Origin of the sequence: Halorubrum xinjiangense (genome assembly GCF_900102375.1) — an archaeon.
Classification (GTDB): domain Archaea; phylum Halobacteriota; class Halobacteria; order Halobacteriales; family Haloferacaceae; genus Halorubrum; species Halorubrum xinjiangense.
Map to the genome: position 1 here is coordinate 22,751 of NZ_FNBO01000018.1, position 16,845 is coordinate 39,595.

A 16,845-nucleotide genomic window follows, 5' to 3' on the forward strand; every position below is an offset into this window, starting at 1 on the left:
CTCAGAACTCGTCGAGCGCCGACTGCTCGGCGGCCGCGAGGACGTCGTCACAGGTCGCCCACGACCGCCGGGCGCAGTCCGGGAGGTCGCCGGTCTCGGCGACGTACTCGCGGAGGAACGTCCGGGTGGCCGGGTCGCTCGGGTAGCCGCTTCCGAGGTCGTCGTACTCGGGGTACGCGGCGTCGATCGCGGCCATCCGCCGGTCGCGGGCCACCTTGGCCACGACGCTCGCGGCACCGACGACGGGGTCGTCCGCGTCGGCGCCGTGCGCGGCCGTCACGGTGACCGACGGGAGCGGGTCGCCGTCTTCCGAGGTTTCGTCCTCGCCGTCCCCCTCGACGAACTCGCGGAGGCGGCGCGCGAACCGCTCCTCGCTGGTGTCGCCCGCGTCCGCGACGACGCGGACCGGCTCGTCGAGAGCGGACGCGACGCTCCCGGAAAGTGCGATTCGCGCCGCACGCGCCTGCCCGCGGACGGTGAGCGTGTTCATGTCGGTATCCGGGCGGTCGATCTCGGCGGGCTCGACGCGGGCGACGCCGACGGCGACGTCCGGGTCGTCGCTGAGCGCCGCGGCCATCTCCTCGCGCCGAGCCGGCGCGATCCGCTTCGAGTCGTCCACGTCGGCCGGGAGGCTCGCCGGGGCGGCGATCACCGCGGCCGCGACCATCGGTCCGAGCGCTGGCCCCTTGCCGGCTTCGTCGACGCCGAGGTACACGCGTGGCTGGTGGACGTGCGGGGAGAAATACCTTCAGAAATGGCGCGACCTCAGTCGAGCAGGACCGCGTTGACCTGCCCGGTCTGACCGGGGCGGGAGGTGACGCGGGCGCGGCCGGCGGACGTCTCGATGATGGCGCCCTTGGTGACGATGTTCCGGCGGGCGTAGTTGACGTTCGCGGGGTTGTCGGCGACGTTCTCGATCTCGGCCTCGCTGACCTCGCCGTCGGCGGCGACCTGCGCGACGTTCGTCGAGAGGGCGCGGACCTTCTTGCCCGTGCCGCGGGAGTCGATGTACTGGAGGCGGGTCTCGCCGACCGTCGTCTCGGCGGGCTCGCGGCCGAGCTGGTGGCGCTTCTTGTTCGAGGCGTGCTTGAGTCGGCCGCCGGTCCGCTTGCGCGCGGAGCGTCCCTGGTCTTTCATACGGGTATGAACAGCCAGCGAATACTTGAAGCGTTCGACTCGCCCCGGCAGGAGACGGTTCGAGGGCGAGCGGCCGAGGGGTGGGGAACGACGGTGCGGGGGCGGGCCGCCGAAAGAGCGGAAACGGCGGCGCGACCGACTCAGGCGAACGCGCGCTCGAACGCGCGGACCCCCTCGTCGGTGCCGGCGACGACGAGTTCGTCGCCGCGCTCGATCCGGGTCTCCTGTCCCACGTCGGTGACGAGGTCGTCGCCGCGCTCGATCGCGATGACGGTACAGCCGGTGGTCTCGCGGACGGCCGCCTCGCCGACCGTGCGCCCGACCATCGCCGGCGCCTCGGTCCTGACGACCTCGACGTGCGTGTCGAGCGAGAGCACGTCCCGGTCCGTGAGCACGGCCGACGCCGACATCCGACCGGTCACCGTCGAGAGGGAGAGCACGTAGTCGGCGCCGGCCCGGTGCATCTTCGGCACGCTCTCGGGGTCCGCGACCCGGGCGAGCAGCTCCACGTTCGGCGCCAGGTCGCGCACCACGAGCGTCGCGAACTCGGCGGTCGTGTCGTCCGGAAGCGCGAGGACGACGGTGCGCGCGTCCGCGACGCCGGCCTCCCGCAGCGTCTCCGGGTCCGTCGCGTCGCCGACCACGTCGATCGCCTCGCCCCCGTCGTGGTCGACGACGGTCACCGGGAGGTCGGCCGCTTCGAGGGCGTTCACCACGGACTTCCCGACCTGTCCGTGCCCGATTACGACCGTCTCGCCGGCGCCGAACCGGCGGGCGGCGGAGTTGGTCAGGTCGACGAGCCGCTCCACCTGCCCCTCCGTCCCCGAGACGAGGAGGACGGTCCCGGCCGACAGGGTCGCGTCCGGCGGGGGCGCCGCCTCGAACGCCCCGTTGAACCACGCGCCGATCACGTCGACGCCGGTGCGCTCGCCGATCTGACTCCCGGCGAGCGTCGACCCGGCGAGGCCGCTCCCGTGGTGGATCGACACCTCCGCGATCCGCAGCGAGTCCCCGATGGCGACCGCCTCGTCGAGGTCGGTCCGCACCGCCGTCGTCACCTTCGAGGCGAGGCTCTCGCCGAGCAGCGACCGCGGGGAGAGCACCTCGTCCGCGCCGGCGAGGCGGTGGTACCGCTCGCGGCTCGGGTCCTCGACGACGCTTATCGCGCGGACGTCCGTCGAGAGCTCCTTCGCGGCGAGGACGATGCTCGCGTCCACGCGGTCGGAGACGTCGGTGACCAGGGCGCGCGCCGCCCCGAGGCGGGCGCTTTCGAGCCCAGCCGTCGTCTCGGGGTCGGCGCGGATCACCATGTGCCCCGCCTCGTACAGCGCCAGCGCCCGGTCGGGGTCGGGTTCGACGACCACGTACGGGACGTCCTCGGAGTCGAACTCGTCTAAGAGCGCGTCGGACCGCGTGGTGTCGGAGGCGACCACGACGTGGTCTTCAAGCTCCGTGTCCAGCGAGCGGGGGACGGTCGTCGAGAAGGCGGACTCGAGGAGCGGGGTCGCGACGACGGGGAGCGCGCCGATGAGCAGCATCATCCCGACCAGGTCCATCACGGCGACGAACGCGTGCATCTGCTGGCTCTGCCACGACGACGAGTCGCCGCCGAACCCCGTCGTCGTGAACATCTCGACCGCGAACTGGAACGACTCGATCAGGGTCCGGGGGTCGTTCTCGTAGACGCGCATTCCCCACCGGTAGGCGACGGCGGTGAACGTGAGCATGACGCCGAGGAAGACCGCGTACAACACGACTCGCCGCTTCCACGTGTCCATCGAGCCGCGATACGCCGCGGCCGTACAAAAACGGGCGGACTCGCGACGCTCGACCGACGCGTCCGCGGCTCGACCGCGCGCACAGGTCGAACGACCGGACAGAGACGGTGGGACGACCGGACGGAGACGGTGGGACCGTCCCGTCGCCGGACCGAAGTTCGATGGTTTAAGTTCCGGGGGCCGAACCGTCACCCATGGTGCGGGACCCGTCGCGAGACCCGGAGCCGCCGTCGGTCGACGAGGTGCTCGACGCGCTGGCCGACGACGCGGCCCGTCGGATCGTCGCGGCGCTCACCGAGCCGAAGACCGCGAGCGAGCTCTCGGAGGAGTGCGATATCCCCCTGTCGACGACCTACCGGAAGCTGGAGAAGCTCACCGACGCCTCCCTGCTGTCGGAGTCGACGGACATCCGGCGGGACGGGCAGCACACGACGCGGTATTCGGTGTCGTTCGACGCGGTCACCGTCTCGGTCGACGGCGGCGACGACGGCGACGCGGACAGCCGGGAGTTCGACGTGGAGTTCTCTCGGCCCGAGCGGACCCGAGACGAGCGACTGGCCGACCTGTGGTCGGAGCTACGTGAGGAAACATGAGCCCCTACATCGACCTGACCATCATCGTCGCAAAGACCGCCATCCTGGTACTCGGTGGCAGCATCACCTACTACGCGCTCCGCGCGTACGACCGGACCGGCGACCGGTCGCTGCGGGAGCTCGGCGTCGGCTTCGGCGTCGTCACCGTCGGAGCGCTTTTGGGCGGCGTCTCCCACCAGATCATCGGCGCCGACCTCGCGGTCGGCATCGCCATCGACGGCCTCCTCACGGCGGTCGGGTTCGCCGTCATCGTCTACTCGCTGTACCTCGAGTGAGCGGCGGGCTTTCGACGCGCGACGAACGGTACCCTTTTGCGGCGCTCGGCCGTCGATTCACCCCATGAGCGACGCACGCGAGGAGCTCTCCCGCCGGATCGCGGGCGAAATCGCGCTGAGCGACGATCCCGGGGCAACCCTCCGGAAGTGGCGGACCGACTTCGACGTCTCGCAGACGGAGCTGGCCGACCAGCTCGGCGTCTCCTCGTCGGTCGTCTCCGACTACGAGAGCGGTCGCCGCGAGAGCCCCGGGATCGGCGTCGTTCGCCGGACCGTCGAGGGGCTGCTCGACATCGACGAGCGCCGCGGCGGCGGGCGCATCCGCCAGCACGCCCGGGTGCTCTCCGCCGGGTTCGAAAGCGACATCGTCCACGACCTCCGCGAGTACTCGACGGCGGTCCCCCTGTCGGAGTTCTACGAGGCGATGGGGGCGACGGAGATCGTGCGCGGCGACCACGACCACGTGAACGGCCACACCGTCATCGACTCGATCCAGGCGATCACGCGCCTCTCCAGCGAGGAGTTTTACCGGCTGTACGGCCAGTCGACGAACCGCGCGCTCGTGTTCACCCGGGTGACGCGCGGCGAGTCGCCGCTCGTCGCGCTCCGGGTGGTGAGCCCGACGCCGAACGCGGTCGTCCTCCACGGGATCGAGGACGGCGACCTGTGGGACCACGCCGCCGACCTCGCGCGCGTCGACGGGGTGTCGCTGGCGACGTCGAACCGCGACCTCGACGACTGCCTCGCGGACCTCCAGGCGCTGTGAGGCCGTCGCGGCCCGGGGCGCCGGCCGAATCGCGGCCCTGAAACCGCCGGCGCTCGTCGGTCCGGACATGAGCGACGACTACGCCGAGCAGCTCCGCGCGAACCGCCGAGAGAAAGACGAGTTCTTCGACGACCACCCGCAGTCGCCGATCCCGCCGGAACACCGCGACGAGTTCGACGGACTCGACTACTTCCCGCCGGACCCCGACTACCGGGTCGAGGCGACCGTCACCGTCCACGAGGACCCCGAGCCCGTGGAGATGGAAACGACCGCTAGCAACCCGGTGCGGTACCTCCGGATCGTCACGTTCGCGTTCGAGGTCGACGGGGAGGAACACACGCTCGCGGGCTACCAACAGGAGGGCGACGACGGGGCGGTCTTCGTCCCCTTCCGCGACAAGACGACCGGCCAGCAGACGTACCATCAGGGCCGGTACATGGAGCTGGCACCCGACAGAGAGCTCACGGACGGCGACCGCGTCACGATCGACTTCAACCTCGCGTACAGTCCCTTCTGCGCGTACAGCGAGACGTTCTCCTGTCCGCTCCCGCCCGAGGAGAACTGGCTGGAGATCGTCGTCCCCGCGGGCGAGCGGGCGCCGGATCTCGACTCATAGCGAGGACGATCGCCGGCGGCGCTGCTCGGCGGTTCAGAAAAAGCGGAGAATCGGAACATCGGACTCCGGAACGGGCCGGAAGCAGTCCGCCGCGGCAGCGGCTTATTCGAGCGTCTCGCTCGTGACGAGCGTGTCGTCTTCGAGGTAGTGCTCGAGGTGGTGGCCGTGTTCCTCGACGTCTTCGAGGAGGTCGCGGAGCTGCTCTTCGGTGTTGTAGTCGCCGAGGTTGTTGGCGAGCTGGATGTGCTCGCGGAGCTGCTCGGTGATGTCGCCGAAGATCTCGAGGTCGTGTTCCAGCGACGTCCGGATGTCGTAGGCGTCGGCGTCCTCGGGGGTCACCGGCGCGTGCTCCTCGTAGTTCGCGCCGCCGGAGAGCGGCACGCCGCCGAGCGCCTGCGCGCGTTCGGCGAGCACGTCGGCGCCCTCCTCGAGGTCGGCCGCGACCTCGCCGAGGTACTCGTGGATGCCGAGGAACTCGGCGCCCTCGACGAGCCAGTGGTGCTTCTTGACCTGGTGGTAGAGGACGTACGTCGCCGCGAGGTCGCTGTTGAGCGCGTCGACGAGCTGTTCGGCCTTCTCCTCGGGGACGCGGAGCGCTTCGCTCTCGTGTACGTCGCCGTATCGCTGACGGGCCTGCTTCTGGGTACTCATTTCACCTGTACATACGCGCGCGACCCACTTAATAGCTTCTACTGAGAAAACTACTTTTTCAATATTAGAAAATTATTTTGTTATATGACGGGCGTGTCCGCGGACTACCTCGCCGACTCTCGGTCGGCTGAGAGCGGGTCGCGGTCCGTTCCCCGGCCGCAAGGACGATACGCCCGCGGCGCCGACCGACGGGTATGACCTTCGCCGACCCCTTCGAGCGCGCGGCCGCGCTCGACGGCGACCTCGACGAGGCGGCCGTTCGGCGCGCGCTCGAGGACGTGCGCTCGGCGCCGGACCGGGACGACGACCCCGCCGGCGGCGACGTAGCTGCGAGTGACGACCCCTCTGCCGGCGGCGACGCGCCCGCGGACCCCGTCGACCCCAGTCCCGCCCGCGTCGTCGCCGACGCGGACGCGCTCGCGGCGGACCTGCTCGTCGGCGGCGCCGCCCGCGAGGCGCTCGACGCGCTGCGGTCGCACGCGTGGACGACGCTGGTCGCCAGCGATCCGCTCCTCGACGACGCCGAGGCGGTGATCGCGGCGCTTTCCGACGCCGGGCTGGCGGCGGACTGGCGGGCCGCGGTCGAGGCGTGGCGCGAACCCGTCGGGCAGCCGCCGGGTGATCACCCCGCGCTGGCGTCCGCCTACCGCGGCGGCGCGATGCAGGTGGTGAGCCTCGACCCGTCGCTGACCGGGCCGGGGGCCGCAGCCGGCCTGCGCGACCGCCTGGCCGTGAGCGTCCGAGAGCCGCGCGCGTTCGCGACGGTGTTCGACCCCGCGAAGCTGTACCCGGACGCGGTCGGCGGGGAGTACCCCGGCCCCGACCGCGATCCGCGAACGATGGAGCCGGTCCGCGCCGACGGGGACCAGCACGGATAAACCGCCGCCGACCGGACCGGAGGTATGACCGACTCGGACGGTGCGACCGCGGGCGCGGACGACGAGCCCGAAGACTCGCCGGCGCTCCCGGCCGACCCCGACGCGGTCCGCGACGCGCTCGTGGACTGGTACGAGGCGGACCACCGCGAGTTCCCGTGGCGCCGCACGGAGGACCCCTACGCGATCCTCGTCAGCGAGGTGATGAGCCAGCAGACCCAACTCGACCGCGTCGTGCCCGCCTGGGAGGACTTCCTCGACGAGTGGCCGACGACGGCCGACCTCGCGGCGGCCGACCGCGCCGACGTGGTCGCCTTCTGGTCGGACCACTCGCTCGGATACAACAACCGCGCGAAGTACCTCCACGAGGCGGCCGGGCAGGTCGAGGACGACCACGACGGGGCGTTTCCGGAGGACCCGGACGGCCTGAGCGACCTGATGGGCGTCGGCCCGTACACCGCTAACGCGGTGGCGTCGTTCGCGTTCGATAACGGCGACGCCGTCGTCGACACCAACGTGAAGCGCGTGCTGTACCGCGCGTTCGACGCCCCGGACGACGACGACGCGTTCGAGGAGATGGCGTCTCGGCTCATGCCGGCCGGAGCGTCTCGAATCTGGAACAACGCGATAATGGAGCTCGGCGGGGTCGCCTGCGGGAAGAAGCCCCGCTGCGACGAGGCGGGCTGCCCCTGGCGCGAGTGGTGTCACGCCTACCAGACCGGCGACTTTACCGCCCCGGACGTGCCCGAGCAGCCGAGCTTCGAGGGGAGCCGTCGGCAGTTCCGGGGTCGGATCGTGCGGCTCCTCGGCGAGCGCGACGAGATGGCGCTGGACGCGCTCGGCCACCGGATCCGCGTCGACTACGCGCCGGACGGCGAACACGGCCGGGAGTGGCTCCGCGGGCTCGTCGACGACCTCACCGACGACGGGCTGGTCGAGACGAACGCGGACGGGGACGACGTCGTCGTGTCGCTCCGGCGCTGAGACGGATCCGCGCCCCACTGGCCGCCCCGAGAACCGTCACCCGTTTATTACGGGAGCGGGAAGGGAGACGCATGAGCGAAACCGTCGACTCGGACCTGTACACCCGCACGAAGGCCCTCCTGGAGCCGGGCGACATCGAACTGCTCGGCTGTATCGTCCACACGGACCTCGACGGCCAGCAAGACCTTGAGATGCACGAGCTGACGGTCGACGCCAACGACGTCATCGCCGACCACGCGGGGAAAGGCGAGACGTACATCGAGGCGGGCAACGACGACACCGACTTCTCGTCGAACCAGTTCCAGGGACTCACGCTCGACGGCGAGGAGTTCGTCTGGGAGTGCCAGCAGCTGCTCCGCGACGGGACGTTCGACATCGTGTTCTACTACGAGGCGACCGTCGATCAGGAGGCGCTCGCGGCCGACCTCGCGGACCTCGACGGCGTCGACCGCGTGACGCAGGTGCCCTGAGCGGGAGCGACGACGAGAGTCGAATCCGGACCCGAACTGAATCCGAAACCCGTGAGCGACACCGTCCTGATCCCCGGCGGCCGCGACGTGCGCGCCACCCTCGACACCGCCGCGAGCGACGGCGCTCGGGAGGAGTCCGCCGACGCGTCTCGCGCCGATGCGGTCGTCGTCGCCTGCCCGCCCCACCCCCAGCAGCGCGGGCACCGCGGCGACGAGCGACTGACGGCCGCGAGCGACGCCCTGACCGACCGCGGCGTCGACTGCCTCCGGTTCGACTACGGCGACTGGGACGAGGGGTACGGCGAGACCACCGACGCGGACGCGGCGGTCGGCTGGGCGCTCGACCGCTACGACCGCGTCGGGCTGTTCGGCTTCTCGTTCGGCGGCACGGTCGCGCTCGTCGCGGCCGCGTCGCGGCCCGAACTCGCGGGCGTTTGCGCGCTCGCCCCGACCGCGCGGCTGAACCCCGACGTCGACGCCGTCGACGCGCTCGACGAGGTGGTCGAGCGCGGCGTTCCGGTTCGGATCCTGTACGCGACGCGCGACTCGACCGCCGACTGGAGACCGGTAGTCGAGCGGGCGAGGGAACTGGACGTCGAGACGGTCGCGTTCGAGTCCGACCACTTCTTCGTCGGACGGAGCGGGGAGGTGGGCGAGAGGGTGGCCGCGTTCCTCGCGCCGCGGCTTCGCGACGGTATATAAACGGTTGCTCTTCGGCCGGTCTACTCGCTCCCGACCTTCGTCGTCACCCGGAACGTCTCGGGCGGGCTGACGATGCCGGCGACCGTTCCCATCGAGTGGACGACGGTGATAAGCGGCGCCAGCGGGACCGCCAGCGCCCACTGGCGGTGGTCGTCGCCGTAGTAGCCGACGCCGAGGAGGAACCAGCCGAGCGTACACGCCGCCAGTCCTATCGACGCGGCGAAGAAGAGTCCGCTGTACGCGATCGTCACGCTCAAAAGCGACAGGGGGAAGACGAGCAGGGTGACGATCGGCGAGAGCGCCCACGCGTAGTTGCGCACCCGCGTCAGCAGCTCGTACCGCAGCGGGAGCATCGCCGACGCCTGGAGGTTCCCGGCCGCCCAGCGGCGGCGCTGCTGGAGGATCTCGTACAGCGAAGGCGGCGCCTCGTTCCGGCAGACCGCGTCCGACAGCGCGAACGTCACGTCGAGCTCGCGGAAGGCCGCCCAGACGAACGCGGTGTCCTCGACCAGCGTCTCGCGGTTCCACGTCGTCTTCGCTTCCACCTCCGTGCGGACCGCGATGCCGCCGCCCCACGCGAACAGCGGGATCGAGAGCCGCGCGAACGCGCGCTGTTCGATCTGGACGCCCATCCGGTACATGTCGGCGAGATAGCTGAGGTTCGACCCCGTGAGCCGCGGCTTCTCGCGGAGCTGGACGATGTCTGCGTCCGGGAGCCCGTCGAGCGACTCCACGATACTGTCCTCGTCGAGGTACAGCACGAACTCCCGCTGAGGGTCCAGCGCCCGCCGCGCCCACTCCTGCGCGCGCCCCTTTCGGACCGCGTCACACGTGAACTCCTCCGGGACGACGTGGACCGTCGCCCCGTCCACGTCGATGGCCGACTCCGCGATCACGTGGACGTCGTCGAGCCCCTCCGGCAGGGAGTCGACGGTCTCCTGAACGACCTCGGCGGCGTCGACGGTCATGATGCGGACCTGGATCTTGTCGAGGCCGTACTCGTTCGGCGGCGCCTCGTAGCCCGCGCCCACGACCCCCGTGAGCACGAACCAGACGAGCGCGGTCGCGCCGAAGAGGAGTGTCACGCCCCAGAGCGCCATCCCGAACAGCGAGCCGATCCCGCCGTCGGCGACGGCGGTGGTGGCGGCCGCCTGCGCGGGAGCGGTACCCGGGCCGGAGACGACGGTCGGTGCGAACAGCGTCGCGAGAGCGCCGACGACCAGCGCCAGCGTCACCGCGACCAGTGCGATACGTTCGGTGTTCATCGTGTCTCCCCCTCCCGCGCCGAGCCGTATGAACCGTCCAAACGCTACAGCGGAATTCGGTCGTGTTTGGGCCGAATTTAGTCGCTTAATCCGACCGAAGTCGAGCGAATCGACCGACAGCGGCGCTACGATACGCGTTAGTGTGTGATTCGGTACCGAATTGAGAGTTCGTGGGTCGAACCGTCGGTCGCCCCGGGCGTTCGCGGCGCGCGCGTCAGAGGTCGTCGATCAGTTCGGCCGCCATCCGCTCGCCGCGGGCCGGGTCGTACCCCTCCATCCGTAGGTGCGCCAGCGGCGCCACGTACGGGTTCCGCTCCCAGTGGGCCCACACCTCGGTGGCGCCGTCCGGAGCGGGGAACAGCCGGACGTGGACCTGCCAGTCGCCGGTGAGCCCCTCGGGGCGGTGGACGAAGCTCCCCACCTCGTGGACCGTCTCCCCGTCGCGGTCGTACGCGTGGAAGTACGCCCGAACGAGTTCGGAGAAGCCGCACTCGGGGAGTCGCTCGCGAGTCTCCGCGGGGCTCGTCGGGAGCGTCCCCGCGTACTCGTCCGGCGGCGGCGGCAGCACCTGAACGTGGTCCGGGGCGCCCTCGTTCGGCAGCAGCGCGAGCAGTCTGCCGACCGCGAGCCTGACGCGCCAGAAGCCGACGGCGCGGCCGACGAGGAAGGCGACCGGGACGACGAGCGCGAGCGCGGCGAGCGCGCGGACGGTCCGGTTCCGGCGGGCTCCCGGTGCCATCCGGTCAGTTGTACCCCCGCCAGCGGTGGCCGCACTCCTTGCATTTAAAGAAGCGCGTCGGCGGCTCGTCGGCGGCTCCGGTCTGTTTGATCGTGTACCACGCCTCGCCGTGCCCGCACTCGTCGCAGACGACATCGGTGGCGGTCGGCTTCCCCTCGAAGTTCGCGCCCTCCTCCGTCTCGATCACCTCGTCGCCGGTCTGTTCCGTCGTCGACTCGAACTCGGCGGCGAGCGCCTCGTCGCGCTCGGTCGTGGCGCCGCAGTCGTCGTTCTGACACACCATCTCCCCGTCGCGAGAGACCATCATCGAGCCGCAGTCGTCACAGAACTGCATATACGTGTTCGGTACGTGATTGAGCGGTTTAGCTTCGGCGGGTACGGTCGAATACGTGGGGTATGATGACGTGGAACTATGTTGGTGTGGCGGTAGCGAGGTCGCAGTCGACCCGGAGGTGGATCTTGTCGCGGTGAACACCTCCAAAGCCCCAGCCGCTCGTTTATAAATAGCCGACTGGGGATCGACAGAGAACACCTCCGAAGTCTCAGCCGCTTGTTTATAAATAAGTCACCGAGTATCGACCGCGAACGGCTCCAAAGCCCCAGCCGGGAGGTGGGCGCACGCTCGCTGCGCTCCTCACTCGGTCGCTCACTGCGTTCGCTCCCTCGTTGCGGTGCTTACGTCGCCTGCGCCCACCTCCCGGCTGCCCCTTTGAGTCCCACCCCGCACAGCCCCGCACCCCACGCCTCCCCAGCCTCGTCAGTCGCCTCCGCTTCGCTCCGGCGACTGACTCCCTCGCGCGTGCTCCTCGCGCCCTCCAGGCGCTCGGAGGCACGCGCCGCCGCATCTCATTTATAAATGAACTCCTCTCACTGGCCCGTTATCCGCCGATCCGCTCTATCGCGAGGTGGACGGCGATCCCGACGAGGAACGCGACGCCGAGGTTCGTCGCGAGCGCGAGGAGCCCGATTCCGACCGAGAGCGCGCGGTTCCCCGAGTCGGTGACGTTGCGCGCTAAGGAGACGGCGACGATCGCGAGGAGGGCGCCGAGCATCGCCAGCGGAAACGCCGCGATCAGCGCGGGGGTGGCGAAAAGCGCGGCGACGAGGTAGCCGGCGCCGAGGACGACGTTCGCACCGCCGGTGCGCGCGCCGAACGCGTACTTCCCGGCGACCCCGTCGCAGCCGTGACACATGGGGATCCCGCCGAGCGGCACCGCGATCAGGTTCGTGACGCCCATCGTCGTCGACAGCTCGTCGGGCGTGACCTCCGCGTCGAGCAGGTCCGAGAAGAGGAGCGAGGTCGCCAAGGCGGCGTTGCCGATCGTCATCGCCAGCTGCGCGACCACGCCGTCGAAGGTGGCCCGCGTGAGCGCCGCGCCGAGCCCCGGCGTCGGGGGCGCGCCGGGCAGTCTGGGAGCCGGGATTCCGGCGACGACGAGCGCGGTCGCGACGCCGACGAGGGCGACGGCCAGCGCGCTCGCCTTCCCGTGGCCCGCGAGCGCGGACACGGCCGCGATCGCGACCCCGACGAGCGCCACGAGCGGGTCGTCGACCGCGAGGCCGATCCCCGTTTCCAAAAGCACGAGCCCCACCGCGAACTGGACGCCGCGGATGACCGGCTCGCCGATCCAGCGCTCCACGTACGCGAGCGTTCCGGTGAGTCCGATCGCGAGGAGAAGGACGCCGAGGATCACCCCCGCGAGCGCGAGTTCGGCGTAGGTGAGCGCGCCCGCGATGGCGAGCGCGGCCAGCGCCTTCATCGGCTCGACCGACACCGGCAGCCCGTACCGGACCCCCCAGACGACCTGGAACGCCCCGAACGCGACGAGCGCGTGCGGCAGCGAGACGTCGGTCAGCAGCGCCAGCGCGACGACGAGCGGGATGACCGTAATCGAATCCCCTATCGCGCCGGTGACCGCTCCCGACCCGAACTCGACCGACTGCCGATCCGTCGAACCGTATATTCTCACGAGACAGACGCAGTATCGGCCGACCGGGCTTGAACGTGTTCAGAAATCGCTGGGGGGTACCCGATCGTCCGAACGATACCACTTCTAATTACTCCTCGTCGAAGGCGGGGTCCTCCGTGTCGACCATCGGGCAGTTCCGGACCCGGAACCGCGAGAAGTCGACCGATTCGACGATCTCCGTCCCCTCGTGGGAACACGCCGTCTCCGGCGGCGCCGTGAAGTGCGGGCAGCGCTGGCAGTAGCTCCGCTTGTCGATCACGTGCTCGTCGCCGGTCGGCCCGGCGCCCGGCGTCTGTCCAGCGACCCCGGAGTTGGGTTCCCCAACGTCGCCGACCGCACCGCCCTCGCTGTCGTCGCCGAACTCGGTCGCCTCGGCGCCGATCGACGTCCCCTCGTCGAGCGCCTCCCACACGTCCTCCTCGCCGACGTCGCCGCTCCCCATCGACTCGAAGGGGTCCTCGTCGGTCGGCGCGCCGGCGGCGTCGCCGTCCAACTCGGCGAACGGGTCGTCCGCCGGGGCGCTCGGTTCCGGGTCCGCGGTCGCGTCCGGTTCTGGGTCCGCCCAAGACGATGCCTCGCCGCCGTCGTCGACTCCCTCACCGAGCGCCGCGAAGGGGTCGCTGACCTCGTCTGTGTCGGAGTCGTCGAAGCCGTCGTCGACCTTGTCCGCGTCGGGGTCGTCGAAGAGGTCGTCGACCTCGTCTGTGTCGGGGTCGTCGAAGCCGTCGTCGGCCTTGTCCGCGTCGGGGGCGTCGCCCGGTTTGTCGCCGAACAGACCGTCGCCGAAGGGGTCCGATCCGTCGTCGCCGTCGGACCGATCGCCGTCGCTCATCGGCGGTCCCCGTCCGGTCCGCCGTCGCTCGCCGCGGTGCTCGTCCGGTCAGTGGTCCGGCCCATCTCGTCCCGGTCGTCGTCGGCGACGTCGCCGTCGATGGCGGGCCGGTCCCCGACGAGGAGCTTTGACGTGCCGAGGAAGCCGGTGTTCGGCTCGAGGTCCTCGAACCGGCGCCCGCAGTGGGGGCACTCCGGCGCCGACAGCAGGCCGAGTTCGACGTCGCCGCCGCAGTGGTCGCAGTCTGCGGTCCGCACCCCGTGCCGGTTCGCCGTCCGCGTCAGCGCGTCGACGCGCTCGCGGTCGGCGCGGTCGCGCTCGGCCGCGTCGAGTCGGCGCTTGACCTTGACCACCGCGTTCGCGACCCGCGAGAGCTTGTCGTCTATCTCGCTCAGGTCGTCCGCGGAGATCCCGGCGATGTCGGACTCGACGTCGCCGAGGCGGTCGTCGACGCCGTCGAGGCGCCCGTCGACCTCTTCGAATCGGTCGTCGACCTCTTCGAAGCGCTCTCCGAAGGCGTCCAGCCGGTCGCGGACGCCGTCTAACTCGTCGAGGCGGGCGTCCAGCGCGTCAAGCCGGTCGGCGAGGTCGGCGACTCGATCCGAGGAGGCCGCGTCGGCGGCGGCCGCGTCGAGGCGGTCCAGCCGGGCGGCGGTCTCCTCCAGTTCGGCGGCGAGGTCGTCGACCCGCGCCGCGGCCGCCGCGTCGCCGGGCCCGGCGTCTGTGGCGTCGAGCGACTCCACCTCGCGGTAGAGGTCGACGAACCGCTCGCGGAGGTCGGTCACCTTCTCGTCTATTTCCGCGTCGAGGTCGTCGAGGCGCGCCTCGACCGCCGCCACCTCCTCTGCGTCGGGGACGTCGATCCCCTCGGACTCCGCGAGCGCGACGAGCGCGCGCTTGAGGAACTCCTCGCGGCTCACGCCGGCGTCCTCGGCGGCGGCGTCGAGAGCGGCCGCCGCCGGGTCGAGGTCACTCATCGCGGGTCCTCCGTCATCTACGGCACGTTGAGCGGCGAGGCTTAAGTAACCTGTCGCGCCGTTCTCCGGATCGATACTTGGAGGGAGCGGGGGTAGACCGCGGGACTGTCGCCGGATCGGCCCGAGGCTGGCCCGCGTGCGTTACCGAATCTTCCGAACGTCGCTGATGTCGAACCCGCCGTCGTGGATCTCGGTCTCGAAGCGGACGATGTTCTCGGCCTCCAGCCGCGAGAGCACGCCGCGGAACTCGCGGACGAACATGGTCCGGGCGCGCTGGGAACCGCCGCTCTCCCACGAGAACTGGAGCGTCCCGCCCGCCGCGTCCATCAGGGTGCCGAACTCGCGGTCGCGGAGCGCCTCGGTGTTCACCAACACGAGGACCAGGGCGTCCCACTCGTAGGCGGCCTTCTTTAACCCCTTCATCACCATTGCCACGTCGCTCCAGTCGGTGTCGTCGGAGACCATCGAGACGAGGTCGGTGACGGAGTCGATGCAGACGAGGCTCCCCTCGCCGTGTTCCGAGAGGTAGTCGCCGAACGCGGTGAGCACGTCCTCGTACTCGCCGCGATCGCCGAGCTCGGTGATCGAGGCCGTCTCCGCCTCGTACCAGTCGCGCGGCACCGGCGACAGCTGGAAGTACTCCGGCGAGAGGTCCCGGAAAGAGATCTCCGAGACCGCCGCGTCGACGATCTCCGAATCCATCGTGTACCCCATCTCCCGGGTGATCGCCTCGGTGTCGGCGGTGAAGGAGATGTAGTGGACCGACTCGGGCAGCGAGGCGCCGTCGTCGAGGTCCCCGTAGTAGAGGTCGAACAGCTCCTCGTCTGCGCCCGCCAGCGCGTTCATCGCCGCGCTGGTGTAACAGAACTCCCGAGCGCCCGCACCCGACTCGCCCGCGAGCAGCACGACGCTGCCGGCCGGCGCGCCGCCGCCGAGGATCGAGTCGAGGCGCGCGACCCCGAACGGAAGACTGGACATGGGTTAGGCCCCGTCGCCGCGGGGTTTAGTGTTACCCCTCTCCGGGTCGGCCGACGGCGATTCCGCCCCGTTCCCCGCGTCGGTCCGCGCCCCCTCGTTCGACGCCCGGGCGACCGACACCTCGCCGCCGACGCCGGCCGCGTCGAGCGCGCGTTCGCCGGCGTCGCGCGCCGCGTCCGCGTGCGCCGCGTCGGTGACGCCGTAGACGGTCGGCCCCCACGATGACTGCCCGGCGCCGAACACCGGCGCGGCGCCCGACAGCGAGTCCACGACCTCGCCGACGGGGGGCCGGTAGACGCCGCCCTGCTCGTCGGCGTACCACGCGCCGTTGAGCCGGCCGATCTCCGCGACGGCCGCGCCGAACGCCTCGGCGTTCCCCGTCGCGACCGCGGGGAGGACGCGGCGGGTGACGATCCCGCCGATCCGGTCGGCGAGCCCCGGCTCCGCGCGCTCGACCGCGGTGCGCATCGCGTCGTCCTCGGCCGCCCCGCTCCGCCCGGCGTCCGCCTCGGGCTCGACCAGCAGGAACCGCCAGTCGTCGGGGACGGCGTGGCGCGCCGCCACCGGCGGGACCGTCCACTCGCCGTCCGCGGGGCGGTCGGTGGTGAAGCGCGCGGTCGGGTGGCCGGCGTCGAGGACGAACCCCCCCGCCTCGAACGTCGCGACGCCGACGCCGGAGCGCCCGCCGCGGCCGAGCGCCGGGGCGCGCTCACGCACCCGCGCCGGCTCGCCGTGCGCGGCCGCGACCGCCGCGAGCGTCGCCGCCGCCAGCTGCGTCCCGCTTCCGAGGCCGGCGTGTCGCGGGAGCGACTCGCGGACCGCGACCCGGGCGCCGTCGACGCCGAGCAGGTCGACGGCCGCGGTCGCGTACTCCCGGACGTCGTCGCGCACTTCCGTGGCGGCGTCGGTCGGCTCCGGAGAGCCCCCCGTCGCTCCGTCTACGGTCACGCTCACCGCCGAGGCCGACTCCGCGTCGACGACGACGCGGGGGGCGGCGAGTCCGACGCCGAGGGCGCCGTACAGCCGCTCGTGGGAGAGGCTGAGGTTACAGAAGCCGAAGTGGAGCCGGGCCCCGGCGCTCGCGCGTGCCATCTCGCCTCCGCCTTGGCGGTCGATTAATAAAGGGCACGTGACCGTGGCGGGAGTTGCCTCGGACCGACGAAGGGGACGCGACCCCCGCGAGCGCGCCGCGAACCGGCGGGCTCGCCGAGGCGCCCGAACTGGTGCGCTTTTGAAC

Annotated in this window: 20 protein-coding genes; 8 read left to right on the plus strand and 12 right to left on the minus strand. The window is 71.1% G+C overall.

Annotated features, from left to right (window positions below):
• Position 1: 1 nt before the first annotated feature.
• The 3 genes from rnhB to F3H13_RS15050 all read right to left on the minus strand — a co-directional run bounded on the left by rnhB (position 2) and on the right by F3H13_RS15050 (position 2,915).
• Entirely contained in the window at positions 2-715 is a 714-nt protein-coding gene (gene rnhB / locus F3H13_RS15040) for a ribonuclease HII (protein ID WP_149799812.1), read from the minus strand.
• A 50-nt stretch (positions 716-765) separates the two neighbouring features.
• Positions 766-1,137 carry a 30S ribosomal protein S8e gene (locus F3H13_RS15045; RefSeq protein WP_149799813.1) on the minus strand — a complete coding sequence of 124 codons (372 nt, stop codon included), beginning with the start codon at positions 1,135-1,137 and terminating at the stop codon, positions 766-768.
• A gap of 140 nt (positions 1,138-1,277) precedes the next feature.
• The gene (locus tag F3H13_RS15050; protein WP_149799814.1) at positions 1,278-2,915 is read right to left on the minus strand and encodes a potassium channel family protein; all 1,638 of its coding nucleotides are present in this window, start codon (positions 2,913-2,915) and stop codon (positions 1,278-1,280) included.
• A gap of 194 nt (positions 2,916-3,109) precedes the next feature.
• Here F3H13_RS15050 and F3H13_RS15055 point away from each other — a divergent pair, with 194 nt between their 5' ends.
• The 4 genes from F3H13_RS15055 to F3H13_RS15070 all read left to right on the plus strand — a co-directional run bounded on the left by F3H13_RS15055 (position 3,110) and on the right by F3H13_RS15070 (position 5,165).
• Entirely contained in the window at positions 3,110-3,508 is a 399-nt protein-coding gene (locus F3H13_RS15055; RefSeq protein ID WP_149799815.1) for an ArsR/SmtB family transcription factor, read from the plus strand.
• Entirely contained in the window at positions 3,505-3,783 is a 279-nt protein-coding gene (locus tag F3H13_RS15060; protein ID WP_149799816.1) for a DUF7521 family protein, read from the plus strand. Before F3H13_RS15055 ends, F3H13_RS15060 begins: the two co-directional genes overlap by 4 nt.
• A gap of 64 nt (positions 3,784-3,847) precedes the next feature.
• Entirely contained in the window at positions 3,848-4,549 is a 702-nt protein-coding gene (locus F3H13_RS15065; protein ID WP_149799817.1) for a helix-turn-helix domain-containing protein, read from the plus strand.
• Between the two features lie 67 nt (positions 4,550-4,616).
• On the plus strand, positions 4,617-5,165 hold the full coding sequence (locus F3H13_RS15070; RefSeq protein WP_149799818.1) for a DUF1684 domain-containing protein: 549 nt from the start codon (positions 4,617-4,619) through the stop codon (positions 5,163-5,165).
• A 102-nt stretch (positions 5,166-5,267) separates the two neighbouring features.
• Here the strand turns inward: F3H13_RS15070 and dpsA are convergent, their stop codons facing one another.
• Positions 5,268-5,816: a DNA starvation/stationary phase protection protein DpsA gene (gene dpsA, locus F3H13_RS15075; protein ID WP_149799819.1), complete on the minus strand. Its 549-nt coding sequence runs from the start codon at positions 5,814-5,816 to the stop codon at positions 5,268-5,270.
• A gap of 194 nt (positions 5,817-6,010) precedes the next feature.
• On the opposite strand from dpsA, the gene F3H13_RS15080 reads away from it, so the two are divergent.
• The 4 genes from F3H13_RS15080 (at position 6,011) to F3H13_RS15095 (ending at position 8,847) form a co-directional block, all read left to right on the plus strand.
• Positions 6,011-6,694 carry a DUF7384 family protein gene (locus F3H13_RS15080; protein WP_149799820.1) on the plus strand — a complete coding sequence of 228 codons (684 nt, stop codon included), beginning with the start codon at positions 6,011-6,013 and terminating at the stop codon, positions 6,692-6,694.
• 24 nt (positions 6,695-6,718) lie between these two features.
• The gene (locus tag F3H13_RS15085; protein ID WP_149799821.1) at positions 6,719-7,675 is read left to right on the plus strand and encodes an HhH-GPD family protein; all 957 of its coding nucleotides are present in this window, start codon (positions 6,719-6,721) and stop codon (positions 7,673-7,675) included.
• A 71-nt stretch (positions 7,676-7,746) separates the two neighbouring features.
• Positions 7,747-8,145 carry a DUF5778 family protein gene (locus F3H13_RS15090; RefSeq protein WP_149799822.1) on the plus strand — a complete coding sequence of 133 codons (399 nt, stop codon included), beginning with the start codon at positions 7,747-7,749 and terminating at the stop codon, positions 8,143-8,145.
• A gap of 51 nt (positions 8,146-8,196) precedes the next feature.
• Complete coding sequence (locus F3H13_RS15095) at positions 8,197-8,847, plus strand: alpha/beta hydrolase (RefSeq protein ID WP_149799823.1); 651 nt, start codon at positions 8,197-8,199, stop codon at positions 8,845-8,847.
• Between the two features lie 20 nt (positions 8,848-8,867).
• On the opposite strand, the gene F3H13_RS15100 is transcribed toward F3H13_RS15095, so the two are convergent.
• The 8 genes from F3H13_RS15100 to F3H13_RS15135 all read right to left on the minus strand — a co-directional run bounded on the left by F3H13_RS15100 (position 8,868) and on the right by F3H13_RS15135 (position 16,700).
• On the minus strand, positions 8,868-10,112 hold the full coding sequence (locus tag F3H13_RS15100; RefSeq protein ID WP_149799824.1) for a glycosyltransferase family 2 protein: 1,245 nt from the start codon (positions 10,110-10,112) through the stop codon (positions 8,868-8,870).
• A 214-nt stretch (positions 10,113-10,326) separates the two neighbouring features.
• Positions 10,327-10,851: a hypothetical protein gene (locus tag F3H13_RS15105; protein ID WP_149799825.1), complete on the minus strand. Its 525-nt coding sequence runs from the start codon at positions 10,849-10,851 to the stop codon at positions 10,327-10,329.
• A 4-nt stretch (positions 10,852-10,855) separates the two neighbouring features.
• A complete protein-coding gene (locus tag F3H13_RS15110; RefSeq protein WP_149799826.1) occupies positions 10,856-11,185 on the minus strand; it encodes a transcription factor S in 330 nt (109 codons plus the stop codon).
• Positions 11,186-11,729: 544 nt separating this feature from the next.
• Positions 11,730-12,821 (minus strand): putative sulfate/molybdate transporter, encoded by a 1,092-nt coding sequence (locus F3H13_RS15115; RefSeq protein ID WP_149799827.1) that lies wholly within the window; start codon positions 12,819-12,821, stop codon positions 11,730-11,732.
• A gap of 88 nt (positions 12,822-12,909) precedes the next feature.
• Positions 12,910-13,653, minus strand: coding sequence for a hypothetical protein (locus tag F3H13_RS15120; protein ID WP_149799828.1), 744 nt, complete (start codon positions 13,651-13,653; stop codon positions 12,910-12,912).
• A complete protein-coding gene (locus F3H13_RS15125; protein WP_149799829.1) occupies positions 13,650-14,630 on the minus strand; it encodes a hypothetical protein in 981 nt (326 codons plus the stop codon). Before F3H13_RS15125 ends, F3H13_RS15120 begins: the two co-directional genes overlap by 4 nt.
• 141 nt (positions 14,631-14,771) lie before the next feature.
• Positions 14,772-15,608, minus strand: a complete 837-nt coding sequence (locus F3H13_RS15130; protein ID WP_149799830.1) for an RAD55 family ATPase — start codon at positions 15,606-15,608, stop codon at positions 14,772-14,774.
• A gap of 3 nt (positions 15,609-15,611) precedes the next feature.
• A complete protein-coding gene (locus F3H13_RS15135) occupies positions 15,612-16,700 on the minus strand; it encodes a beta-ribofuranosylaminobenzene 5'-phosphate synthase family protein (protein WP_149799831.1) in 1,089 nt (362 codons plus the stop codon).
• Positions 16,701-16,845 lie beyond the last annotated feature (145 nt).